Below are 22,591 nucleotides of genomic sequence, written 5' to 3'. Positions count from 1 at the left end.
AACCGCTTGGATTGTTCTTTCTGACAAGCTCTCCGGCCTTCGCGCTTTGGCTTTGGGGCAGAATTTGGCGCGCGAGATGAACCGGCTTTTTCCGGGTCACACCAAGGGGCCGGTGAAGCTCCTAGAGTTGGCTCAGCGATTGTGTCCTCGGGAGCATTCACCGGATCGCAGGCCCCGTGTTCCGGGATGCCTACGGCGAGGTGCTGCTTGCACTCGGGGCGGCCCCCTCTCATCGAGAACCCAGCACACCCGGCACTGGCCGTGAGTTACCCGCTAGGGGAACTGGTTGGCCTGTTCAAGGCGGCCTGCTGTCTGGAATACGGAACGATGGTCCTCAGTTCTTTCCAGCTTATGCACCTCATCGCGGTAGCTCCTGTTAGGGAGCATCGCGATGCCCAATGGAATACAATCCAATTGACGCTGACAAAGTATCATTTCATCGGAAGCTTGGCGAGCGTTGGTCGGAACCGAGACGCACGGCAGCATGCGCCCGCTTCACGTCTGTCGAAGAGTGCTGAGGTTGGTTTCGTACTTGGCCATGGCGTCGCGCATTTCGGGGAGGTATTTATAGATGTTGGGCAATGTCCGATTGCGACTGCTTGGACACTGATTCATGAACTTTTCTACGATGAGCTGCGGACTTTGAGCGCGGCCATGTGAGTGCCTAGCGACCGCCACAAGTCATGAAGAGTGTACGGTCGAACTCGCTCGAGTTCTTCGTCAAAACAAAAGTTTGGCCTTCCATCCATTGAACGTCGTCGTTGGTTCTCCCCTCACGTGGTCGCGTGATGCAAGAAAAGGATTGTGCATTGCCGACGATCGGGATGCTTTCCAAGACAGGGTTGAACGCCTTGCACATGAGATCAAAGCGTGGAAGTCCGTTACCATCTCGACCGATGGTTGACGGCGCTGGCATGGCAAAGGAACCGATAACGCTTGCTAACCCGCAAGTAACGGAGCGACGCCGCTCCAGAACCGAGCCAATCAACAGAAAAATTTTGTTGGTATTTTTGTAGGTTAGCCCTGCTGTCGCCTGAGCGCCGACCATTTGGAAACAAAGGCAGATCTCCATCACTTGGATTCCACCTCTGGCACCATTATTTCAAAAATCCAAGCGCTTATGGACCACCTGATCGCTATCAATCGCATGCGCCTGTTGCAGGGCCTTCGGTGTCGTCGCTTCGGCTTTCTTGTCACCATTGGGATTTGGTGCCGGTGCCTCTCGCACGTCTCGCGGTGGCGGATCGACATGCTCAGGCTCTGACGGTGCTTCCTTGTCCGGCCGGCGGACGGGTGGCTGCGGGCCGGACTTCGGTGGTGGTTCTTGGATCTTGGCTGGCATATCCAGTTAACCGCAACCACAGGCTCCTGTTCCCTTGTATCTTAAAGAACCGGGAGGCTGAAGCCTTCTGTCAGCTTGGTGCGGGTGCCCGCCCTGTCACAAAGATCGATGGAAGGGAACGACTTTGCCTTCGCCGGGCTTGTGGAGGATTCAATTTGCTTGGTGATCCCACAACCCTAGGGCAAACTCCCTGCCGGGGCTGCAGGAGGTGAAATGAGAGCACGCGCAGCAACGCTTGGGGATCTCGAGGATGTCTTCCATGGCCTGTCGAAGCGGATGTCGGACGAGTACGCGGCGGCCGGCAAGAACAGCAAGATCGCCTACGACAATCTGATGATGAATTTGAAGGAAGGCCGCGCGCATGCGCTTGTCGAGGGCGAGAAGGCGGTGGCGATCATCGCTTGGCATGAAAACAGCGACGCCGCCGATACGCTGTTCGCCGCGCAAGAGGATTTCTTCCGCGGCCCGACAGTCCGTTTTTGCAAGCGGCATATCAGGCATATCCAGGCGCTTGCCGGCAACCTTCCCATCCACTCGCGCAGCTGGCTCCAGGGGCCCGATGTCGCCAGGTGGTTCGGCGTTATCGGCTATGTCGAGCGCGGCCAGGAAAACGGCGCAAAGCTGTTCGAACTGCCGCCTGCGCGCTGAACAGAAATTCTACCGCACCGGCGAACGCCGCCTGCACCGCCCGGTTGACGGTCACCGGCAGGATCGACATGTGGTTTTCGCCCGCATGGAGTTCGAAGCTTGCCCCCGGGCCCGGGAGCGCGTCGAGGCGTTCCGCCATGGCCCTGGCGAATTCGTGGGTGCGGATGAGCTTTTTCTAGTCAAGTTTTTTAAGACGAGACCGACGGCGACAAGCCCAAGAAGGCAGGTGACGCGATCCGGCAACAGCTGCCAAAATCCGTCATCAAACCATCCCGAAAAGGGGCTGAAGGCGGTGTCGGGCGCATCCGCCACAGCGTGATCGGGTTGCGCTCGGCAGGCGTTGATGGTTTGTTGCCGGTCAGCGGAGATCAAGTGATGCGAGAATCCATGGGTCAAGACGAATACGGGTCGGCGAACCCGTTCGATCCGGACGACCTGCCGAATTTGAACGCGATCGGACCAGGGATCGGCAATAACGACTTCGAGAAATACGCGGTCGCCGTGATCATCGTGTTCGGCGCCCTGATCATCGGCGGGCTGATGGCCGCGTCGATGACTTTCGGCCACCGCAACGGCTTCCTGTTCGCGCTGGGCGGCGCCACGTCGGCCTGGATATCGGGAAACGCGCTGCTGCTCGACCGGCCACGCATCTACGCGCTGTTCGTCGGCATCGCTGCCTTGATGCTGATCGCCTCGACCATCACGCTGGTGACCTGACGGCTCCCGAGCCATGAGGCGGAGGCCGGTTCCGAAGGGCGGAATCCGGCCTCATCCGGAAAGCAACGGTCGTGCGGCCTATCAATATCCGAGCGCTTCGCCCGATGCCGCGCGGCTGTCGATGGCGCCATTGTAGCGCGCGCCGCCGCCCTTCTCGATTTCCGCCAGGCTCTTGCCGCCGACGAGAATGCCCGCCGCCTGGCCCCAGCTCTGGTCGCTGAGATCGAGGTGATAGCCCATCCCGGCCAGCAGTCTTTCTGTATCCGGCGAAAGGCCGAACGGCTCGACATAGACGGTATCGGGCAGCCATTGGTGATGAATGCGCGGCGCGTCGATCGCCTCCTGGATGTTCATGCCGTGGTCGATCACGTTGACGATGGCTTCCAGCGTGATGGTGATGATGCGCGAGCCGCCCGGGCTGCCGATGACCATGAACGGCTTGCCATCCTTGGGCCACCACGGTCGGGCTCATCGAGGACAGCGGCGTCTTCTTCGGCTGGATGGCATTGGCTTCGCCCTGGACGAGGCCATAAAGGTTGGGCACGCCCGGTTTCTGGGTGAAGTCGTCCATCTCATTGTTGAGCAGGATGCCGGTGCCGTCGGCGACGACGCCGGCACCGAACGAACCGTTCAGCGTGTAGGTGACCGCGACCGCGTTGCCGTCCTTGTCGATGATCGAATAATGCGTCGTCTCCTTCGACTCGCCAAAACCCTTCGGCATCAGATCCTGCGACACGCCGGCGCGGAACGGATCGATCTTGTCGCGGATGTCCTTGGCATAGGCTTTGTCCAGCAGCCTGGAAACGGGGTTGTCGACGAAATCGGGATCGCCGAGCGCGGAGTTGCGGTCGACATAGGCGTGGCGCATCGCCTCGACCATGACGTGGACGGTCTCGGCCGAGCCGGCGCCGAGATAGGACAGTGGATAGCCTTCCAGCACGTTGAGGATTTCGCAGATGATGACGCCGCCTGAGCTCGGCGGCGGCGAAGAGATGATCTCGTAGCCGCGATAGGAGCAGGTGACGGGCTTCAACTCGCGCGCCGCGTATTGTTCGAAATCACCCTTGGCCAGGATACCGCCCTTGGCGCCGCTCGCCTTGACGATGGCGTCGGCGATGGCGCCCTTGTAAAAAGCATCGAGACCTCTCTCGGAAATGGCTGAGAGCGACGCGGCAAGATCGGGCTGAACCAGCTTCTCGCCGATGCCGTAGGGCTTGCCATCGGTTTTGAGGAAGGCCGCCGCCGCCGCTGGGTCCTTCGCCAACCTTTCGGCGCTGCCGGCGAACGAAGCCGCATCGCCTTGGTTGAGAACGAACCCATCTCTGGCATAGGCGATCGCCGGCGCCATCAGGTCCTGCCTGGAGAAGGTGCCGTATTTCTGGCGCGCCATCTCGAAACCGGCCACCGAGCCTGGTACGCCGACCGCGAGATAGCCGTCCAGGCTAGCGCGCTTCACCGGGTTGCCATCCTTGTCGAGATACATGGTCTTGGTCGCGGCAAGCGGCGCCCGCTCGCGGAAATCGAGGAAGGTCGATCTGCCGTCCTTGAAGCGGATGGTCATGAAGCCACCGCCGCCGATATTGCCGGCATTGGGATAGACGACGGCCAAGGCATATCCGACGGCGACAGCCGCATCGACGGCATTGCCGCCCTTTTTCAACACCTCGACGCCGACTTCGGAAGCCAGATGCTGGGCCGTGACGACCATGCCGTTCTTGCCCTTGGCCGGTGCTGGCGACGCGGCGAAAGCCGATGACGAAAAGGCGAAGGCGATGGAAAGGCCGAGGGCGATCAATGTCCGACGGGTGAGATGCATGGCGGGTTCTCCAAGTGGTGCTTGCCTAGAAAAGCTACTTGGAGCGATCGAGTCCATCTTCAATGAAGACATTCACGGGTTGGTGACTGCTCGCTTGGGGTGGGGGACCCAGGTCAGAGGAGGCGTGAAGGATCGCCAACTTTCGGACGTTTGTTCAGGTTTGACTATGAGGTAAATGGAATCAGCTGAGACGTCGACGCGACAGCGTCCCATCTGCCGGACATCTTCCCGCAAGGGGGAGGTCGGCTCTACCTCAAACGATCCCGCCGGAACCACCCGCGACGGCTGGCCGCTCCGCCGCGACCTTGGCGCGGTAGCCCGCCGCCCGGTATGCGGCGACAGGATCGATGGCGCCACCTGTCTTCAGCCGTGCCATGGCAAGGATCGGCTCGACATCGGTTCGATAAGCCGCCTTCAGCGTCTGCGTCGCCATCAGCGCGTCATTGCCGTCCTGGAACCCTTCAAGCGCCTTTCGGTCGACCAGCAGCGCCTGCGCATAGGCGCGCTGCACCTCCACAGCCGACAGCATCAGGCTTTCGATCGGATCGGTGACATTGTGGCTCTGGTCGAGCATATGGGCGGGGTCGAAACCCTCGGCGCCTGACAGCTCGGAATCGACCAGCTCGTTGAAAACCAGGAACAGCCGATAGGGGTCGATCGACCCGGCATCGAGATCGTCGTCGCCATATTTCGAATCGTTGAAGTGGAAGCCGCCGAGTTTTTTGAACTGGATCAGCCGCGAGACGATCATCTCGATGTTGACGTTGGGCGCATGATGGCCGAGGTCGACAAGGCAGAAGGCCTTGTCGCCGAGCTCCCTTGAGATGATGTAGTTGGTGCCCCAGTCCTGCACGACGGTGGAGTAAAAGGCAGGTTCGTACATCTTGTGTTCGGTGAACAGCTTCCAGTCGTCCGGCAGCCCGGCATAGATATCCTTCATGGCGTCGAGATAGCGCTCGAACGCCTTGGCGAAATTGACCTGGCCGGGGAAGTTGGAGCCGTCGCCGATCCACACCGTCAGCGCCTTTGAACCCAGCGTCTTGCCGATCTCGATGCATTCGAGATTGTGCTCGACCGCCTGACGACGCGTGCCGGCGTCGGCATGCGACAGCGAACCGAATTTGTAGGAAAGCGTCTGGTCCTTCGTGTCGGAAAAGGTGTTGGAGTTCATGGCATCGAAGCCCAGCCCGAAGCGTGCGGCCGCCTGCTTCAGCCGGTTCGGATCGGCCTTGTCCCAAGGAATGTGCAGCGACACGGTCGGCGTCGCCTGCGTCAATTGCTGGATGACAGCGCAATCCTCGATCTTGTCGAAGATGTCGCGCGGCTCACCGGCGCCGGGAAAGCGGGCGAAGCGGGTGCCGCCGGTGCCGACGCCCCAGGACGGGATCGCCACCGCGAAGTTTTCCACCTTGTCGCGGATAGAGTCGATGGCGATGCCGCGTCGGTCGAGGCGCTCGCCGAGCGAGGCATAGTCACGCTCGAGGTCAACCTTGCGCGCGGCGTTACTGCTGGCGACGATGTCGGCGGAGATGATGGATTCGGACACTGCTGATCCTCCCAAGATTACGTTCGGCTGGCGCCGCCCCTCATCCGCCCTTCGGGCACCTTCTCCCGTGGACGGGGAGAAGGAAGGCTAGCGCGTGAAGCTCTGCGCGTTGCCGGCGTCGACGTTGATGATGTTGCCTGTCGACTTGGCCGACATGTCGGAGGCGAGGAAATAGATCGCCTCGGCGATGTCTTCCGGGAAGACGGAGCGCTTCAGCATCGAACGCGAGCGGTAGTGCTCTTCCAGATCGTCGGTCGACATCTTATAGGCGGCGGCACGCTGTTCCTTCCACTCGCCGGTCCAGATCTTCGAGCCGCGCAGCACCGCATCCGGGTTGACGACATTGACCCTGATCTGGGCTTCCGCGCCCTCCAGCGCCAGGCAGCGGGCGAGATGAATCTCGGCCGCCTTGGCGGTGCAATAGGCGGCGGCGTTGGGCGATGCCGCCAGACCGTTCTTGGAGGCGACAAAGACGACGTTGCCGCCGATCTTCTGTACCCGGAACAGCCGAAATGCTTCCCTGGAGACCAGGAAATAGCCGGTGGAGAGGATGTCCATGTTCTTGTTCCACAGCGCCAGGGTCGTCTCCTCGATCGGCGCCGACGATGCCAAGCCGGCATTCGAGACCAGAATGTCGATGCCGCCGAACTCGACGGCCGTCTCGGCGAAACCGGCGACGACCTGGTCCTCCGAGGTGACGTTGATGAGAACCGGGCGGACGAAATCCCTGCCATAGGCATTTGCCAGTTCCTCGTTGGCGCCGGCGAGTGCCGCCTCGTCGATATCGGCCAGCACGACGCAGGCGCCCTCGCGCAGCAGGCGGTTGGCCGTGGCGCGGCCGATGCCCCCGGCGCCGCCGGTGACCAGCGCGATCTGGCCGGCGAGAGACTTCGGCTTCGGCATGCGCTGCAGCTTCAAATCCTCGAGCAGCCAATACTCGATGTCAAAAGCCTCCTGCGCTGGCAGGCCAACATAGGACGAGACAGTGGAGGCCCCGCGCATGACGTTGATGGCGTTGACGTAGAACTCGCCCGAGATGCGCGCTGTCGCCTTGTCGCCGGCGAAGGTGAACATGCCGACGCCGGGCATCAGATAGACTACCGCGTTGGGGTCGCGGATGGCAGGCGAATCCGCATGCTTGCAGCTATCGTAATAGGCCTGGTAGCCGACACGATATTCGGCAATGTCGTCGGCGAGGCGCGCGATGACGGCGTCGACATCCGGTTTTGCGGGATCGAATTCGATCACCAGCGGGCGGATCTTGGTGCGCAGGAAGTGGTCCGGGCACGAGGTGCCGAGGGCGGCCAGCGAACGCAAATTCCTGGAGTTGACGAATTCGAGCACGGCGGGCGAGTCATCGAAGTGGCCAAGCTTGTGGCTCTTTTCCGAGATCAGGCCGCGAATCCTGGGCATCAGCTTGGCGGCAATGGCGCGGCGATCGGCGGCGTCCATCGACTTCACCACCTCGCCACCGAAGATCGCCAGGCCTTCGGAGCGGCGCTCGAACCATTCAATGGCCTGGTTGATCACCGAAATCGTCGTTTCATAGCATTCCTTCGGCGTATCGCCCCAGGTGAACAGGCCGTGGCTTTCGAGGATGACGCCCTTGGCGGTGGTGTGTTCGAGGCAGAATTTCTCCAGCCACAGGCCGAGTTCGAAGCCCGGCCGCTTCCATGGCAACCAGCCGATGACATCGCCGAATATCTCCTTGGTCAGAGCCCTGGAATCCTTCGCGGCGGCGATGGCGATGATGGCATCGGGATGCATGTGGTCGACAAAAGGCTTGGGCACATAGGCGTGCAGCGGCGTGTCGATCGAGGCCGCGCGCGGATTGAGGTTGAAGGTGCAGTGGGGAAGATAGCCCACCATCTCGTCCTCGTGCTCGGCGCCGCGATAAAGCCCCTTCAGCGCCCGCAGCTTGTCCATGTAGAGCGTTGCGAAGCCGTCAAGCTTGATCGAGGCGCTGTCGCCGCCCGAGCCCTTCACCCACAGCACTTCGACATCTTGGCCGGTGAGCGGATCCTTCTGCCATATCTTCGAGGAGGTATTGCCGCCGCCATAATTGGTGACGCGCTTGTCGGAGCCGAGCGTGTTCGAGCGATAGACCAGCAGCTCGGGCTCACTCATCCCCTTGGCTTTCGCATCGTCCCACAGATTGGCGAGGCGCGAGCCGGAGCGCTTGTCGAGCATAGGTAATCCTCCCTTGGAGCGCGCACCATGCGCTCCTTTTTCGCTCGGGAATGTCTACGCAAGAGGCGAGCTTGTCAATCACAAACGATCAATATCAATCATACCGCACTGCACAATGAAATTATATGATCGGAAATGATTGACACTGCTCGGTTTGGGTGCCTAGATGCTTAGGCAGGGAGGAACCATGCACGAAAAAGAGCGCCACAGGATCATTTTGTCCGCCGTCCAGGAAAAACCTGTGGTGACGGTGCAGGAAATGGTCGACCTGACGGAATCGTCCGAGGCGACGATCCGGCGCGACATCGCGGCTCTCCATGTCCAAAAGCGCCTGCGCCGGGTGCGCGGCGGCGCTGAAGCAATATCGCCGCCGCAGTTCATCGGGCTGGCCGGCCGGCCCTTTTCCGTCAATGAAACGCTCAACGCGGCGCAGAAGCGGGCGATCGCTCGTGAAGCAGTCGAGTTGTGCAAGGATGGCGAGCCGATCATCATCAATGGCGGCACCACCACCTTCCAGATGGTGCATTTCCTGGCCGGCCTCCGCATGCCGATCTTCACCAATTCGTTCCCTATCGCCGAGCACCTGCTCAAGCACTCCAAGAATACGGTCATGCTGTCGGGCGGCACCATCTATCGCGAGCAGAACATCATCCTGTCGCCCTTCGACAATGACGTCACGCGCAATTTCTACGCACGCCGCATGTTCATGGGCGCTCAAGGACTGGGGCCTCTCGGCCTGATGGAAGGCGATCCACTTCTGATTCAGGCGGAGCAGAAGCTGATCGACCAGGCCGACGAGTTGGTGGTGCTGGTCGATTCCTCGAAATTCCGCAAACGCTCCAGCCTGATCCTGTGCGGTCTTTCGCGCATCGCCACCGTCATCACGGACGATGGCATCGAGGACCGCGAAGCCAAGATGCTGGAAACCGCGGGGGTGACGCTGATCGTCGCCCGCAAGTCGACAAAGGAAGAATCTTCACTGCAGGCCTGAGACACCCTCACGCCGCAGCGGCGATGGAATGCAACACTCAAGGGAGGAAATTCGATGAGCTTCTTGAAGAAATTGATGGTGACCGCGGCTTTCTCGGCCGCCATGTTCGTGAATGCCGCCTATGCGGAAAACGTCAAGATCGCGCTCGTGGTGAAGTCGCTCGGCAACGGCTTCTTCGATGCCGCCAACAAGGGCGCGCAAGAGGCGGCCAAGGAACTCGGCGACGTCGATATCATCTACACCGGCCCGACCAAGGCGACCGCCGAGGCGCAGATCGAAGTGGTTAATTCGCTGATCGCGCAGAAGGTCAACGCCATCGCGATTTCCGCCAATGACGCCGACGCGTTGGTGCCGGTGCTGAAGAAGGCCATGGAGCGCGGCATCACCGTCATCTCCTGGGATTCGGGCGTCGCCAAGGAAGGCCGCCAGCTTCACCTCAACCCGTCCGACACCGGCCTGATCGGCGAGACCATTATCAAGCTTGCCGCCGACTATCTGCCGGAAGGCGGCGATGTCGCCATCCTGTCGGCTTCCTCGACCGCGACCAACCAGAATTCCTGGATCGAAGCGGCCAAGAAGGTGCTGCCGGAGAAGTTCCCCAAGATCAAGCTCGTCGCCACCGTCTATGGCGATGACGACTCGGCCAAGAGCACCGACGAGGCCAAGGGCCTGCTGAAGTCCTATCCGAACCTCAAGGCGATCATCGCGCCGACCACCGTCGGCGTCGTCGCCGCGGCCCAGGTGGTCACCGACGAGAACCTGATCGGCAAGGTCAATGTCACCGGTCTGGCGCTGCCATCGGAGTTCAAGAAGTTCATCGACAACGGCGCCAGCCAGGCGGTTGCGCTGTGGAACCCGATCGACCTCGGCTACTCCGCCGTCTACCTCGCCCATGACCTGGCGGTGAAAAAGGAAGAGGCCAAGCCGGGTGCGACGCTGTCGATCGGCCGCGTCGGCAAAGTCACGCTCGACGACACCAACTCGGCCGCGATGGCTCCGCCCTTCCAGTTCGACAAGAGCAACATCGAGAAGTTCTCCAAGATCTATTGATCTCTGGCTTTCAAGCTGGCGCGGCGGGACTCACATCCCGCCGCGACTTCAAACGGACCTAGTTTCAGGGCTTGACACGGAACGGATATGGACACGACGGCCCGACATAGCGAGACCGACGAGCGGCTTCCGGCCTCCGCTCCGCGCCTGGCGCTGTCCGGCATCTCCAAGAGCTTTCCCGGTGTCCGTGCCCTGCACAATGTCAGCCTGTCGCTCTATCCCGGCCAGGTGACGGCGCTGATCGGCGAGAACGGCGCCGGCAAGTCGACGCTGGTCAAGATCATGACCGGCATCTACCAGCCCGATGCGGGCACGATCAGCATCGACGGCCAAGCCGTCGCGCTGCCCAGCGCGCACGCCGCCTTTGGCCACGGCGTGACCGCCATCCATCAGGAAACCGTGCTGTTCGACGATCTCAGCGTCGCCGAAAACATCTTTCTCGGCCATGCGCCGCGAACGCGCCTCGGCACCATCGACTGGCGCACGATGCGCAAGAATGCGCGCGAAGTGCTCGACACCATGCATGCCGGCCATATCGATGCCGATGCGCGGCTCAGGGATCTCGGCATCGCCAACAAGCATCTCGTCGCCGTCGCGCGCGCCATGTCGATCGACTCCCAGATAGTCATCATGGACGAGCCGACCGCAGCCCTTTCGATGAAAGAGATCGAGGAGCTTTTCCTTTTGATCGAATTCCTCAAGGAGCAGGGCAAGGCGATCCTGTTCATCAGCCACAAGTTCGACGAGATCTATCGCATTGCTGACCGCTACACGGTGTTCCGCGACGGCGAGATGGTCGGCGAAGGCCTGATCAGGGATGCCGGCCAGAGCCAGATCGTGCGCATGATGGTCGGCCGTTCGGTCGACCACATCTTTCCGCGGCGCAAGGCCGAGATCGGCGCGTCGGTGCTTTCCGTTTCCGGCCTGTCACATCCGACCGAGTTCAGGGATATCGGCTTCGAACTGCACAAGGGCGAGATTCTCGGCTTCTATGGCCTGGTGGGCGCGGGGCGCAGCGAGGTGATGCAGGCGATTTCTGGCATTACCCGCATAAGCGGCGGCACGATCATGCTGGATGGCAAGACGATCGCGCCGAAATCGGCCGCGGATTCGATCGAGGCCGGCATCGTCTACGTCCCGGAAGAACGCGGCAAGCAGGGTGTGGTTATCGGCCTGCCGATCTTCCAGAATGTTTCGCTGCCATCGCTCGCCCGCACCTCGAAATCAGGCATGCTGCGGCTGGCGGAGGAATTTTCGCTGGCCCGCTCCTACACGGAACGGCTCGACCTCAGGGCCTCCTCGCTCAGCCAGGATGTCGGCACGCTATCTGGCGGCAACCAGCAGAAGGTGGTCATCGCCAAATGGCTGGCGACGACGCCCAAGGTGATCATCCTTGATGAACCGACCAAGGGCATCGACATCGGCTCCAAGGCCGCCGTGCACGGCTTTATGGCCGAACTGGTGGCGCAGGGCCTGTCGGTGATCATGGTGTCGTCCGAACTGCCTGAAATTCTCGGCATGTCCGATCGCGTCATCGTCATGCGCGAGGGCCTTGTCGCGGCGGTCTACGACAACGAGGGACTGGATGCCGAGACGCTGGTCAGGACAGCAGCAGGGATCGCGGCATGAAAGCTTTCCTGAAATACCGCGAAATCTGGCTGCTCGCGGCCATCGTCGTCTTGGTCGGGCTGATCTCGACGCGCTACCCCGCCTTTGCCGACCTCGGCAATCTGCGCCAGGTGTTCAACGACACCTCGATCCTGATGATCCTGGCGCTCGGCCAGATGGTCGTCATCCTGACGCGCTCGATCGACCTGTCGATGGCGTCGAACCTCTGTTTCACCGGAATGGTGGTGGCGATGCTGAACGCCGCCCATCCGGCGATCCCGATCCCGCTGCTGATCGTCATCGCGCTTGCAGTGGGGCTGATGCTCGGCGCTATCAACGGCCTGCTGGTGTGGCGTCTGAACATACCCTCGATCGTGGTGACGCTGGGCACGCTCACCATCTATCGCGGCGCCACTTTCGTCCTGTCCGGTGGCGCCTGGGTCAATGCCGATAAGATGAGTGCGGATTTCATCGGCTTCCAGCGCGCAGCTTTCCTCGGCATTCCGGTTCTGTCCTGGATCGCCATCCTGGTGATCGCGCTGTTCTTCGTGCTGATGACGCGCACCGCGCTCGGCCGCTCGATCCATGCCATCGGCGTCAATCCGACGGCGTCCGTCTACGCCGGCATCGATGTCGGGCGGACCAAATTCATCGTCTTCTGCATCTCCGGGATGATCGGTGGCCTCTGCGGTTATCTCTGGATCTCGCGCTATGTGATCGCCTCGGTCGAGGTCGCCAACGGCTATGAGTTGAACATCATCGCCGCCTGCGTCATCGGCGGCATCTCGATCGCCGGCGGAATCGGCTCGGTCGGCGGCGCCGTGCTCGGCGCGCTGTTCCTCGGCATCATCTCCAACGCTTTGCCGGTCATCAACATCTCGCCCTTCTGGCAGATGGCGATTTCGGGCAGCGCCATCATCCTGGCGGTCGTGCTCAACGCGCGCGGCGAACGCCAGCAGGGCCGCATCATCCTCAAGAAAGTGGAAGCGGCATGACCGACGTCCCTGCCCCTCGCCACATTCCCGACCGGCTCGACAAACCGCTCTCTTCGGCGATCTTTTCCTGGGAAGCGCTGCTGGTCGTGGTGGCCATCGCCATCTTTGCCATCAACAGTTTCGCCTCACCCTATTTCCTCGACCCGTATTCGCTGTCCGATCTCACCTTCAATTTCACCGAGAAGGGCCTGATCGCGTTCGCCATGGCGCTGCTGATTATTTCCGGCGAGATCGACCTGTCGGTGGCCGCCATCATCGCGCTCGCCTCGACCATGATGGGCATGGCGGTGCAGGCCGGCGCCGGCACGCCGGGGCTTGTCCTGATCGGCGTCGTCGTCGGGCTCGGCTGCGGCGCCTTCAACGGACTGCTGGTCACGCGGCTCGGCCTGCCGTCCATCGTCGTCACCATCGGCACGATGAGCCTGTTTCGCGGCATCGCCTTCATCATTCTCGGTGACCAGGCCTATAAGGGCTATCCCGAAAGCTTCGCGTTCTTCGGCCAGGGTTATGTCTGGTGGGTGGTGTCGTTCGAACTGGTGCTCTTCCTCATCGCCTCGGTTGTCTACTGGTTCCTGCTGCACCGCACGAATTTCGGCCGCCGGGTCTTCGCGATCGGCAACAATCCGGTCGCGGCGCAGTTTTCCGGCGTGCGCGTCGGCCGCATAAAATTCATCCTGTTTTGCCTGACCGGCCTGATGTCGGGCATCGCCTCGGTGCTGATCACGTCGCGGCTCGGCTCGACGCGTCCGTCGATCGCACAGGGCTATGAGCTGGAGGTCATCACCATGGTGGTGCTCGGCGGCGTCAGCATCCTCGGCGGCGCCGGCAGCATCGTCGGCGTGGTGCTTGCCGCTCTGATCATGGGGCTGGTGACCTTCGGGCTCGGCCTGCTCAACGTGCCCGGCATCGTCATGTCGATCTTCATCGGCCTGCTGCTGATCATCGTCATCGCGCTGCCGATCGTCTGGCGGCGGATGCGCGGGGGACGCCTGGCCTGATGCCCGAGAAATACGCATTCAAGATGATGCTCAAACCCGGCATGAAGGCCGAGTACAAAAAGCGCCACGATGAAATCTGGCCGTCGCTGGTCGCGTTGCTGAAGCAGGCCGGCGTCTCCGACTACTCCATCCATCTGGACGAGGAGACGAACATCCTGTTCGCCGTGCTGTGGCGGCGCGATGGCCACGGCATGGACGATCTGCCGAAGCATCCGGTGATGCAGCGCTGGTGGGCTGAAATGGCCGACATCATGGAGACGAAACCGGATAACGAGCCGGTGGCGGTGCCGCTGGAAATAATGTTCCATATGGAATGAGCGCGGTCCGCCACATCGCCGTCATCGACATCGGCAAGACCAACGCCAAGGTGGCGCTGGTCGATCTCGCCACATTGAGCGAGGTGACGCTGCGCCGGGTGGCGAACGCGCCGGCGCGACAAGCGCCCTACCCGCATCACGATGTCGACGCGCTTTGGGCGTTTATCCTCGACAGCCTTGCCGACCTCAATCGCGAACAGCGCATCGACGCTATCTCGATCACCACGCATGGCGCAACCGGCGTGGTGGTCGATGCGAGGAGCGAGCTGGTGCTGCCTGTCCTCGACTATGAATACGGTGGGCCCGATGAGCTCGCGCCCGACTATGACGCGATCCGCCCGCCCTTCTCCGAGACCGGCTCGCCGCGCCTGCCGCTCGGCCTCAATCTTGGCGCGCAATTCTTCTGGCAGCAGCAAAGTTTCCCGACGGAGTTCGCCCGGGCCGCCGCGATGCTGATGTACCCGCAATACTGGGCGCTGCGCCTGACCGGCGTCGCCGCCAACGAGGTCACCTCGCTCGGCTGCCACACCGATTTGTGGAACCCCTGGACGGGGGATTTTTCGGCGCTGGTCGATCGCCTGGGCTGGCGCGAGCTGATGGCTCCCGTGCGGCCGGCCAGCGATCGTCTTGGCTCGATCCTGCCCGCGCTTGCGCAGCGGACCGGGCTCGATCCACAAACCCCGGTCTTTTGCGGCCTGCACGATTCCAACGCCTCGCTGCTGCCGCATCTCCTGTCAGACGCGCCGCCCTTCTGCGTGGTCTCGACCGGCACCTGGGTGGTGTCAATGGCGGTCGGCGGCAAGACGGTGGCGCTCGATCCGGCAAGGGATACGCTGGTCAATGTCAATGCGCTCGGCGACCCCGTGCCCTCGGCGCGGTTCATGGGCGGCCGCGAATTCTCGCTGCTGACCGAAGGCTCGGCGCAGAGCTGGAGCGACAGCGATGTCACCGCGGTGCTGGCGCGCAAGACTTTGCTTTTGCCTTCGATCCAGCAAGGCTCGGGGCCGTTTCCGCATCACACCACCGCCTGGCGCAAGGGCGAGGCGATCCCTCCCGGCCAACGCTTTGCCGCCATCTCCTTCTATCTGGCGCTGATGACGGCGACTTGCCTCGACCTCGTCGGCGGCGATGGCCCGACGACCGTCGAGGGGCCTTTCGCGCGCAATCAATTGTTCACGCGGATGCTTGCCGCGAGCACTGGCCGCGCGGTCATCGCATCGGAGGCCGCTACCGGCACCAGCATCGGGGCTGCCCTGCTGGCATCCAACCAGCGCGCGGCGCATGGCAAAGGTCAAACACAGGAGCCGCCGGCCGATCCGGCCTGGGCGGAGTATATCATCTCGTGGCGGGCGGCCGTCGAGGCTATTGGCTGATCAGAGAATCCGCTTGCCGAAGGCGGACATGACGAAGTTGACCGCGTCGCTACCGATCCTGGGCTCCAGATCGGTACTCAGGCCGGAGACATCCATCGACAGCAGCCCGCCGGAAAGTGCGATCGCCTCCATCGCCTGATGCGTCTCGCGCACGGTGAGGCCGCCGGAGCCAGCCGCCCAGCCGGCGAATTCGGTCGCCGTGGGGGAATAGCTGACATGAAACCCTTGCGTGCCCGAGGTGGCGATGCGGATTGCCTCGTGCATCAGGTCGCGCATGCCCATGGCGTCGATATCGGTCATCGTGAAGGCCGAGACGCGCGAATCCTTCAGAACCCGCACTTCCGCCGGGTCGGCATGGCGCAGCCCGATGATTACGACGTTTTCCGGCGACAGCTGCGGCTGCAGCGCGCCGGCCTTGTGGTCGAGGCCAAGCGAGCGCGCCAGTACCGACGCCTCCGGCAGGTCGATGCCATCTTCGTCCTCCGGCATCAGCGCGGCGATGGAATCGATCCAGATCAGGCCGAAGGAGTGGGTCGCGCGGGCCGTTGCGGTCAGCGCCTTGTGCGCGATGCGACGATCGGCGCCGGCGGCGAACCGGATCAGGCCCGAGGGCGGCCGATCGATATCGGCCAGTTCGACGACGTCGAAATTCATCGCCTCCAACCGGGCGCCAGTTGCTTCGCGCGCGAGGATGCGAGCCGCTTCCGCTTCGGCCGAGATCGACACCATCTTGCGGCCGGAGAAATCCGCGACATCGTGCATAGGCGCCTTTTCGACATATTCCGAGGTCATCGCCAGCAGCATGGCGCCATAGCTCATGCGGAAGGCGACGCGGTCACCAACGGCGAGCGGCGGGTCCGCATCCTGCACATCGAGCAGCAGATGGTCACTGGAGGCTCCGAGCACCCTTATCCCCTTGGCGATCGGGATCAGCCCTTCGACCAGCACATCCTCGCGGCCGATATTGGCGATGGCGCGCAGCCTGTCACCTTGGTCGAGAAAGATCGGCTGGTTGCCGAAGGCGTCGTAGCCGGAGGTGCCGATCGGCCGCGACGGCTTGAGCTTGACCTCGATGACGTCGCTGGTCAGCCGGCAGGCGTCGGGTTCGAGTTCCGCCCATGGCACATCGCGGAAGGTCTCGACACCGCCTTGCAGGATCGCCTCGCCGACGCGCAAATTGTTGATGCCGGCCGGCAATTTGCCTTCAAGCAGCAGCGGCAGGGACGACGACGCGCCGCCGGAAATGAAGTCCAGGCTTTTGCCGGACAGACGCTCGGTCTTGTAGGCATGGGCGACGAGCTGGCCGAGATTTTCCTCTGTCGGCATGATGGCGCCGAAGCAACCGAGATTGGTGCCGATGCCGGCGATGCGCACGCCCTTCATGTCGAGAATCCGCTCGACCGTGGGGATGAGGTCGTTCGGCCAGATGCCTTCGCGGAGGTCGCCGAGATCGATCATCAGCATGATGTCGTGGACGCGGCCCATACGCTCGGCGATACGCGAGATCTCGCGGATGATCGTCAGTTCCGACTGCAGGCTGACGTCGACGGTGCGCACCAACTCCTCGACGCGTGCCATAGGCGGGCTGCGCAACAGCATGACCGGCGCGCTGATACCGCTGTCGCGCAGCCGGCGGATGTTTTCGAAACGCGACTCGGCGATCCCGGAGACGCCGCCGCGCAGCATGGCGCGCGCCACTTGCGGCATGCCGCAAGTGCCCTTGGTGACGCCGAAAACCTTTAGATCAGACAGCGCGCAGCGGTCCACAATGGTGCGGGCATTGCGTTCGATGCGGCCAAGGTCGATGGCGACTTGCGGTCCCGACATCTTATCCCCTGTAGACAAGCCCGTGCGGGTCGATCTCCGGCCTGCGGCCGGCGACGATGTCGGCGAGAAATTTTCCCGAGCCGCACGCCATGGTCCAGCCGACATGGCCGTGGCCGGTGTCGAGGTAAAGGTTACTGTATTTCGCCTGGCCGATGACCGGCACCGAATTCGGCATCATCGGCCGCAAACCCGCCCATAGCTCGGCCTTCCTCTCGTCGAAAGCACCGGGGAACAGGTCCTTGCCGGTCCTGAACATGGTGGCGAAGTCGCTGGGCTTGTGGGTGCGGTCGAAGCCGGTGAACTCGGCGGTCGAAGCCAACCGCAATCGATTGCCGAGGCGCGAATAGGCCATCAGCTGATCCTCGTCGGCGCCGCCCATGGTCGGGCCTTTGCTCTCATCCTCCAGCGGAATCGTCGCGGTATAGCCCTTCACCGGATAGACCGGCAGGTCGATACCGTAGCGCCGGCCGAGCAGGCCGCTCTCCGGCCCCATCGATATGACGACCGCATCGCCGGCGATCGGTCCGGCCGAAGTCATAACGGCACGCACCCGGTCGCCTTCGATGTCGAGGCCCTCGACCGTCGTCCCATAAAGGAATCTCACGCCGAGCTTCTCGGCGGCATAGGCAGCGAGGTTTTCCACGAACTGTCGGGAATCACCGGTCTGGTCGATCGGCGAGTAGACACCGCCGGCGATCTTTTCCTTCACCCCGGCTAGACCTGGTTCAAGCTCGACCAGCCGGTCGCGGCCGACGATCTCGATCGGCAGGCCATGCTCGGCGAGGTAGCGGTAATTGTCGGTGCCGGTGTCGAGACTGTGCTGCGAGCGGAAGAAGTAGAGAATGCCCTTCTTGCGCTCGTCGTAGTGGATGCCGGTATCGGCGGATATGGCGTTGATACAGTCGCGCGAATAGAGCGCCAGCCGCAGCTTGACCTGGCTGTTGGCCCGCAGGCGGGCCACCGTGCACTGGCGCAGGAAGCGCAGGCTCCAGGCGAGGAAATAGGGATCGAAGCGCAGCCGCACCTTGATGCCGAGATCATGATTGTAGAGCCCGCGCAGGAACGTCTTGAGTGCAGCCGGCGAAGCCCAGGCGGTGGCGTCGCCTGGAGACACCAGCCCGGCATTCGACTGGCTGGTGCCTCGCGCCGGCGCGGCATGACGCTCGATGACGGTGACCTGGTGGCCGTCGGCGGCCAGATAGTAGGCTGCCGCCGTACCGACGACGCCGGCTCCAAGCACCGTTATCTTCATGCCATCCCCCAAACCTCTTCGCGGCACCGCGCCTCCACGCCGTGTCGCGAATACTTGCATAGCGCTTCGCCGCGCGCCTTGCGAGCCCTGGGCTTGTGAGCCCCCCTGGGGAAAGCGCGCTCAGCCCCGCGCGGAGTTCTTGCTGGTCAGGATGCGTTCCCAGGCCAGCGCGTCGTTGACGATCTGGTCGAGATCGTCGCGCTGCGGGGTCCAGCCCAGTTCCGACCGGGCGAGATCGGAATTCGCAACCACCGCCGCGGCATCCCCGGGACGCCGGTCGCCCATCCTGACCTCGAAATCATGGCCGAAGGCGCGCCGCACGCTTTCGATCACCTCGAGCACCGAATAGCCATGGCTGTAGCCGCAATTGGCGACGAGGCTGGCGCCCCCGGCGCGCAGTCGCTGCAAAGCCAGGCGATGCGCCGCGGCCAGATCGCTGACGTGGATATAGTCGCGCATGCAAGTGCCGTCCGGCGTCGGATAGTCGGTACCGAAGACCTGCATGAAGGGTCGCTTGCCAAGCGCGGTCTCGCAGGCGACCTTGATCAGATGGGTGGCGCCCGGAGTGGACTGGCCGGTGCGGCCCTTCGGGTCGGCGCCGGCGACGTTGAAATAGCGCAGCGCCGTGTAGCTGATGTCGTGCGCAAGGCCTGCGTCGCGCAGCATCCACTCGCTCATCAGCTTGGACAGGCCATAGGGCGATTCCGGCGCCAGGCGCGCATCCTCGCGCACCGGCTCCAGCCCGGCGCCGCCATAGACGGCGGCTGTCGAGGAGAAGATGAAATTCGGCACGCCCTCGCGGACCGCGGTTTCGATCAACGTGCGAGTCTTCGAGGTGTTGTTCTCGTAGTAGGCGAGCGGATCGGCTACCGATTCCGGCACCACGATGGAGCCGGCGAAATGGATGATGGCGTCGACATGATTGTCCCGGATGATCCCGCCGACCAATTCCTTGTCGGCGACATCGCCGACAATCAGCTTTGCCTCTGGCGCCACTGCCCATTCGAAGCCGGTGGAAAGGCGGTCGAGAACGACCACGCTTTCGCCCGCATCCAGCAATTCCCAGACCATATGGCTGCCGATATAGCCGGCGCCGCCTGTCACCAAAACCGTCATCCCAAGTCCTCGCTTACCCAATATTTATCCGAAACTGTCTCAACAACCGCCTTACTGGAAAGCCCGGCGGATGGCCATTAGAACGAGAGGTAACCGGCGTTCACTTGATGTGGCATCGTGCGGAAACAAAAGTGATCGACTGAGCGTGTCGTGAAGTGGAATAGGCCACGATCCGCCAACGTTAGAAACAGGTGCGGGGCGTGGCATTTTGACCAAAATGGCCCGGTGGACGGCCAAAAGGCCAATGATTATGATGCCGCGCAAAATTGGGAAGTCGACATGAACTATCAGCGGTTTTTCGAGGAAGCGATCGATCAGCTCCATGCCGAGCGTCGCTACCGCGTCTTCGCCGACCTGGAGCGTATCGCGGGCAAGTTTCCGCGCGCCATCTGGCGTTCCAACGGCCGCGCCGAGGAAATCACCGTCTGGTGCTCCAACGACTATCTCGGCATGGGCCAGCATCCTGACGTGATCGCCGCATTCCAGAACGCGGCCGGCAAGATGGGTTCGGGCGCCGGTGGGACCCGCAACATTTCCGGCACGTCCAACCCGCTGGTCGAGCTCGAGCATGAGCTTGCCGACCTGCATGGCAAGGAGGCGGCACTCGTCTTCACCTCCGGTTTCGTCTCCAACGAAGCCTCGATCTCGACCATCGCGCGGCTTTTGCCCAATTGCCTGATCATCTCGGACGAACTGAACCATGCCTCGATGATCGAAGGCGTGCGACGCTCGGGCGCCGAGAAAAAGATCTTCCGCCACAATGACGTCGCGCATCTGGAAAGCCTTTTGCAGACGGCGGGGCGCGAACGCGCCAAGCTGATCGTCTTCGAAAGCGTCTATTCGATGGATGGCGATATCGCGCCGATCAAGGAGATCGTCGAACTTGCCGAACGCTACAACGCCTTGACCTATATCGACGAGGTCCACGCCGTCGGCATGTATGGACCGCGCGGCGGCGGCATCACCGAGCGCGAAGGCCTGGCCGACCGCATCGACATCATAGAAGGGACGCTGGCCAAGGCGTTCGGGACGCTTGGCGGTTACATCACCGGCACCAGCGCCGTCATCGACGCGGTGCGCTCCTATGCGCCGGGCTTCATCTTCACCACCGCGCTGCCGCCGGCGATCGCCGCCGCGTCCACCACGTCGATCCGCCACCTGAAGCGCTCGCAGGCCGAGCGCGACGCCCAGCAGCAGCAGGCGAGCCGAACCAAGCAGATCCTGTCGGCGGCCGGTCTGCCGGTGATGGAGTCGCCGACACATATCGTGCCGGTGCTGGTTGGCGATCCTGAACTCTGCAAGATGGCGAGCGACCGCCTGCTCGGCGTCCACGGCATCTACATCCAGCCGATCAACTACCCGACCGTGCCACGCGGTACCGAACGGCTGCGTATCACGCCGACGCCGTTCCATTCCGATGCGTTGATCGCCGAACTGCAGGACGCGCTGGTCGAAACCTGGGACGCGCTCGGTATCCCTTACGGTTCGGCGGGACGGCCGTCGGTGGCCAAAAGCGACCGCATCATTCCACTGCTGGTGCCCAAGTCAGGCGGCTGAAGTCAGGCGGCTGAAGCCCGTTTGAAACTCCACTCCGACGGCCAGCGGACGCGGCTTTCAATTCAGGCTTCGTCAGCGTTCAGACAGTCTTCATCCACCTTGCCAGCCGGTTTGCCGCATCCTCGAGCTGGTCGAGGCGGCGGTGGAAGCACAGCCGCAGGAACGCTTCGCCACCGGGACCGAAGGCGGTGCCGGGCGCCAGGCCGACGTTGGCCTTGTCGACGATTTCGAAAGCGGCTGCCCGCGAGTCCGATATGCCGTCGACGGTGAAGAACAGGTAGAAGGCGCCCTGCGGTACGGTGAAGCGCGCCTTACCGGTTTCGCCGAGAATACCGCAGACCAGATCGCGCGCTTGCCTCGCCCGCTCCACCTGTTCGGCGACGAAAGCATCGCCCTCGTCGAGCGCCGCGACCGCGCCGCGCTGCATGAACTGGGCGACGCCCGAGTTCGAATACTGGATCAGGTTCTCGAACACCTGCTGCAGGCTTGGATGCGTCTTGATCCAGCCGACGCGCCAGCCGGTCATCGCCCAGTTCTTGGAGAAACTGTTGACGAACAGGATGCGGTCTTCCGCCACCGCGATGTCGAGGAAGGAGGGCGCGCGGCCGTGACCATAGTGGAACAGCGAATAGATCTCGTCGGCGATGATCCACAGGCCCCTGGCGCGGGCGAGATCGAGGATCGCCCGCAAGGTCTCATGGTCGGCGGTCCAGCCGGTCGGATTGGACGGCGTGTTGATGAACAAGGCCTTCGTGCGCGGTGTGACCGCCGCCGCGATCTTCTCGACGTCGCATGACCAGCCATTTCCGGAATGGTCGAGTGTGACCGGCACCGGCACGGCACCCGCGATTGCCGCGGCAGCGTCGAAATTCGGCCAGGCCGGCGACAGGTAGATCACTTCGTCGCCGGGTCCCGCCAGCGCGTCGAGCGCCAGCTGGATGGCATGCATGCCGGAGCCGGTGACGATGAATTGCTCCTCGGCGAAGGTCTTGGCGAAGTGCCTTTCGTAGTAGCGTGCCAGGGCCTGCCTGAGATCGGGAATGCCCCTCTGCCAAGTGTAGAACGTCTCGCCGCCGGCCAGCGCCTTCGACGCCGCATCGGTAATGAAGGACGGCGTCGGCAGGTCGCCCTCGCCGGCCCAAAGCGGAATCAGGCCTTCGCGCAATCTGCCATAATTGACGACGGCCACGATCCCGCTTTCAGGCGCGGCCAGGGCCTCGGGGCGCAGGGTCTGGATCAAGGTCATGG

General features: G+C 62.7%; 18 protein-coding genes and 1 pseudogene. 10 read left to right on the top strand and 9 right to left on the bottom strand.

Translation table 11 applies throughout. From position 1 onward, the window contains the following. Positions 1 to 664 precede the first annotated feature (664 nt). Together ACVWWD_RS12485 and ACVWWD_RS12480 are read right to left on the bottom strand one after the other, a co-directional pair. Positions 665 to 1,075, bottom strand: a complete 411-nt coding sequence (locus ACVWWD_RS12485) for a hypothetical protein (RefSeq protein WP_457103085.1) — start codon at positions 1,073 to 1,075, stop codon at positions 665 to 667. A gap of 27 nt (positions 1,076 to 1,102) precedes the next feature. Continuing rightward, positions 1,103 to 1,342: a hypothetical protein gene (locus ACVWWD_RS12480; RefSeq protein ID WP_156939354.1), complete on the bottom strand. Its 240-nt coding sequence runs from the start codon at positions 1,340 to 1,342 to the stop codon at positions 1,103 to 1,105. Between the two features lie 213 nt (positions 1,343 to 1,555). Between ACVWWD_RS12480 and ACVWWD_RS12475 the strand changes: the two genes are divergently transcribed. Further along, positions 1,556 to 1,990 (top strand): hypothetical protein, encoded by a 435-nt coding sequence (locus tag ACVWWD_RS12475; protein ID WP_352547259.1) that lies wholly within the window; start codon positions 1,556 to 1,558, stop codon positions 1,988 to 1,990. A 375-nt stretch (positions 1,991 to 2,365) separates the two neighbouring features. Further along, complete coding sequence (locus tag ACVWWD_RS12470) at positions 2,366 to 2,707, top strand: hypothetical protein (RefSeq protein ID WP_015319229.1); 342 nt, start codon at positions 2,366 to 2,368, stop codon at positions 2,705 to 2,707. Positions 2,708 to 2,788: 81 nt separating this feature from the next. On the opposite strand, the pseudogene ggt reads toward ACVWWD_RS12470, so the two are convergent. The 3 genes and pseudogenes from ggt to ACVWWD_RS12455 form a co-directional block, all read right to left on the bottom strand. After that, positions 2,789 to 4,523: pseudogene (ggt, locus tag ACVWWD_RS12465) on the bottom strand (gamma-glutamyltransferase). Positions 4,524 to 4,776: 253 nt separating this feature from the next. After that, complete coding sequence (gene rhaI, locus ACVWWD_RS12460; RefSeq protein ID WP_352547257.1) at positions 4,777 to 6,069, bottom strand: L-rhamnose catabolism isomerase; 1,293 nt, start codon at positions 6,067 to 6,069, stop codon at positions 4,777 to 4,779. Positions 6,070 to 6,156: 87 nt separating this feature from the next. Continuing rightward, positions 6,157 to 8,259, bottom strand: coding sequence for a bifunctional rhamnulose-1-phosphate aldolase/short-chain dehydrogenase (locus ACVWWD_RS12455; protein WP_457103084.1), 2,103 nt, complete (start codon positions 8,257 to 8,259; stop codon positions 6,157 to 6,159). A gap of 187 nt (positions 8,260 to 8,446) precedes the next feature. Here ACVWWD_RS12455 and ACVWWD_RS12450 point away from each other — a divergent pair, with 187 nt between their 5' ends. From ACVWWD_RS12450 to ACVWWD_RS12420, 7 genes are all read left to right on the top strand, one after another. Further along, positions 8,447 to 9,250 carry a DeoR/GlpR family DNA-binding transcription regulator gene (locus ACVWWD_RS12450; RefSeq protein ID WP_023770977.1) on the top strand — a complete coding sequence of 268 codons (804 nt, stop codon included), beginning with the start codon at positions 8,447 to 8,449 and terminating at the stop codon, positions 9,248 to 9,250. Positions 9,251 to 9,304: 54 nt separating this feature from the next. Beyond that, positions 9,305 to 10,300 (top strand): rhamnose ABC transporter substrate-binding protein, encoded by a 996-nt coding sequence (gene rhaS / locus ACVWWD_RS12445; protein ID WP_015319234.1) that lies wholly within the window; start codon positions 9,305 to 9,307, stop codon positions 10,298 to 10,300. 87 nt (positions 10,301 to 10,387) lie between these two features. Then, positions 10,388 to 11,929, top strand: a complete 1,542-nt coding sequence (locus tag ACVWWD_RS12440; protein WP_352547254.1) for a sugar ABC transporter ATP-binding protein — start codon at positions 10,388 to 10,390, stop codon at positions 11,927 to 11,929. Beyond that, positions 11,926 to 12,903 (top strand): ABC transporter permease, encoded by a 978-nt coding sequence (locus ACVWWD_RS12435; protein ID WP_457103083.1) that lies wholly within the window; start codon positions 11,926 to 11,928, stop codon positions 12,901 to 12,903. The genes ACVWWD_RS12440 and ACVWWD_RS12435 overlap by 4 nt, the downstream gene beginning before the upstream one ends. Beyond that, positions 12,900 to 13,901, top strand: a complete 1,002-nt coding sequence (locus tag ACVWWD_RS12430; protein ID WP_352547251.1) for an ABC transporter permease — start codon at positions 12,900 to 12,902, stop codon at positions 13,899 to 13,901. Before ACVWWD_RS12435 ends, ACVWWD_RS12430 begins: the two co-directional genes overlap by 4 nt. Continuing rightward, complete coding sequence (gene rhaM / locus ACVWWD_RS12425) at positions 13,901 to 14,218, top strand: L-rhamnose mutarotase (protein WP_023795367.1); 318 nt, start codon at positions 13,901 to 13,903, stop codon at positions 14,216 to 14,218. The genes ACVWWD_RS12430 and rhaM overlap by 1 nt, the downstream gene beginning before the upstream one ends. Further along, entirely contained in the window at positions 14,215 to 15,591 is a 1,377-nt protein-coding gene (locus ACVWWD_RS12420; RefSeq protein WP_352547250.1) for an FGGY-family carbohydrate kinase, read from the top strand. Before rhaM ends, ACVWWD_RS12420 begins: the two co-directional genes overlap by 4 nt. Here ACVWWD_RS12420 and ACVWWD_RS12415 read toward each other — a convergent pair whose 3' ends face one another. The 3 genes from ACVWWD_RS12415 to galE all read right to left on the bottom strand — a co-directional run bounded on the left by ACVWWD_RS12415 (position 15,592) and on the right by galE (position 19,786). Further along, positions 15,592 to 17,418, bottom strand: a complete 1,827-nt coding sequence (locus ACVWWD_RS12415) for an alanine racemase (RefSeq protein ID WP_352547249.1) — start codon at positions 17,416 to 17,418, stop codon at positions 15,592 to 15,594. A 1-nt stretch (position 17,419) separates the two neighbouring features. Beyond that, on the bottom strand, positions 17,420 to 18,670 hold the full coding sequence (locus tag ACVWWD_RS12410) for a D-amino acid dehydrogenase (RefSeq protein WP_352547248.1): 1,251 nt from the start codon (positions 18,668 to 18,670) through the stop codon (positions 17,420 to 17,422). A 120-nt stretch (positions 18,671 to 18,790) separates the two neighbouring features. Beyond that, positions 18,791 to 19,786 (bottom strand): UDP-glucose 4-epimerase GalE, encoded by a 996-nt coding sequence (gene galE / locus ACVWWD_RS12405; protein WP_023770984.1) that lies wholly within the window; start codon positions 19,784 to 19,786, stop codon positions 18,791 to 18,793. A gap of 279 nt (positions 19,787 to 20,065) precedes the next feature. Between galE and hemA the strand changes: the two genes are divergently transcribed. Then, on the top strand, positions 20,066 to 21,343 hold the full coding sequence (hemA, locus tag ACVWWD_RS12400; RefSeq protein WP_023770985.1) for a 5-aminolevulinate synthase: 1,278 nt from the start codon (positions 20,066 to 20,068) through the stop codon (positions 21,341 to 21,343). A 79-nt stretch (positions 21,344 to 21,422) separates the two neighbouring features. On the opposite strand, the gene ACVWWD_RS12395 is transcribed toward hemA, so the two are convergent. Beyond that, positions 21,423 to 22,589, bottom strand: coding sequence for a pyridoxal phosphate-dependent aminotransferase (locus ACVWWD_RS12395; protein ID WP_352547246.1), 1,167 nt, complete (start codon positions 22,587 to 22,589; stop codon positions 21,423 to 21,425). Positions 22,590 to 22,591: the final 2 nt, after the last annotated feature.

The sequence above is a fragment of the Mesorhizobium sp. URHB0026 genome (assembly GCF_054059755.1).
This window is presented reverse-complemented; position numbering and strand designations above follow the sequence as displayed.

Excerpts from the sequence above, each read along its gene's own strand:
- ACVWWD_RS12410 (WP_352547248.1), bottom strand. The coding sequence starts at position 18,670 with ATGAAGATAACGGTGCTTGGAGCCGGCGTCGTCGGTACGGCGGCAGCC.
- ACVWWD_RS12415 (WP_352547249.1), bottom strand. The coding sequence starts at position 17,418 with ATGTCGGGACCGCAAGTCGCCATCGACCTTGGCCGCATCGAACGCAAT.
- ACVWWD_RS12480 (WP_156939354.1), bottom strand. The coding sequence starts at position 1,342 with ATGCCAGCCAAGATCCAAGAACCACCACCGAAGTCCGGCCCGCAGCCA.
- rhaS (WP_015319234.1), top strand. The coding sequence starts at position 9,305 with ATGAGCTTCTTGAAGAAATTGATGGTGACCGCGGCTTTCTCGGCCGCC.
- ACVWWD_RS12395 (WP_352547246.1), bottom strand. The coding sequence starts at position 22,589 with ATGACCTTGATCCAGACCCTGCGCCCCGAGGCCCTGGCCGCGCCTGAA.
- ACVWWD_RS12455 (WP_457103084.1), bottom strand. The coding sequence starts at position 8,259 with ATGCTCGACAAGCGCTCCGGCTCGCGCCTCGCCAATCTGTGGGACGAT.
- ACVWWD_RS12435 (WP_457103083.1), top strand. The coding sequence starts at position 11,926 with ATGAAAGCTTTCCTGAAATACCGCGAAATCTGGCTGCTCGCGGCCATC.
- ACVWWD_RS12475 (WP_352547259.1), top strand. The coding sequence starts at position 1,556 with ATGAGAGCACGCGCAGCAACGCTTGGGGATCTCGAGGATGTCTTCCAT.
- hemA (WP_023770985.1), top strand. The coding sequence starts at position 20,066 with ATGAACTATCAGCGGTTTTTCGAGGAAGCGATCGATCAGCTCCATGCC.
- galE (WP_023770984.1), bottom strand. The coding sequence starts at position 19,786 with ATGACGGTTTTGGTGACAGGCGGCGCCGGCTATATCGGCAGCCATATG.
- ACVWWD_RS12470 (WP_015319229.1), top strand. The coding sequence starts at position 2,366 with ATGCGAGAATCCATGGGTCAAGACGAATACGGGTCGGCGAACCCGTTC.
- ACVWWD_RS12450 (WP_023770977.1), top strand. The coding sequence starts at position 8,447 with ATGCACGAAAAAGAGCGCCACAGGATCATTTTGTCCGCCGTCCAGGAA.
- ACVWWD_RS12430 (WP_352547251.1), top strand. The coding sequence starts at position 12,900 with ATGACCGACGTCCCTGCCCCTCGCCACATTCCCGACCGGCTCGACAAA.
- ACVWWD_RS12420 (WP_352547250.1), top strand. The coding sequence starts at position 14,215 with ATGAGCGCGGTCCGCCACATCGCCGTCATCGACATCGGCAAGACCAAC.
- rhaM (WP_023795367.1), top strand. The coding sequence starts at position 13,901 with ATGCCCGAGAAATACGCATTCAAGATGATGCTCAAACCCGGCATGAAG.
- ACVWWD_RS12440 (WP_352547254.1), top strand. The coding sequence starts at position 10,388 with ATGGACACGACGGCCCGACATAGCGAGACCGACGAGCGGCTTCCGGCC.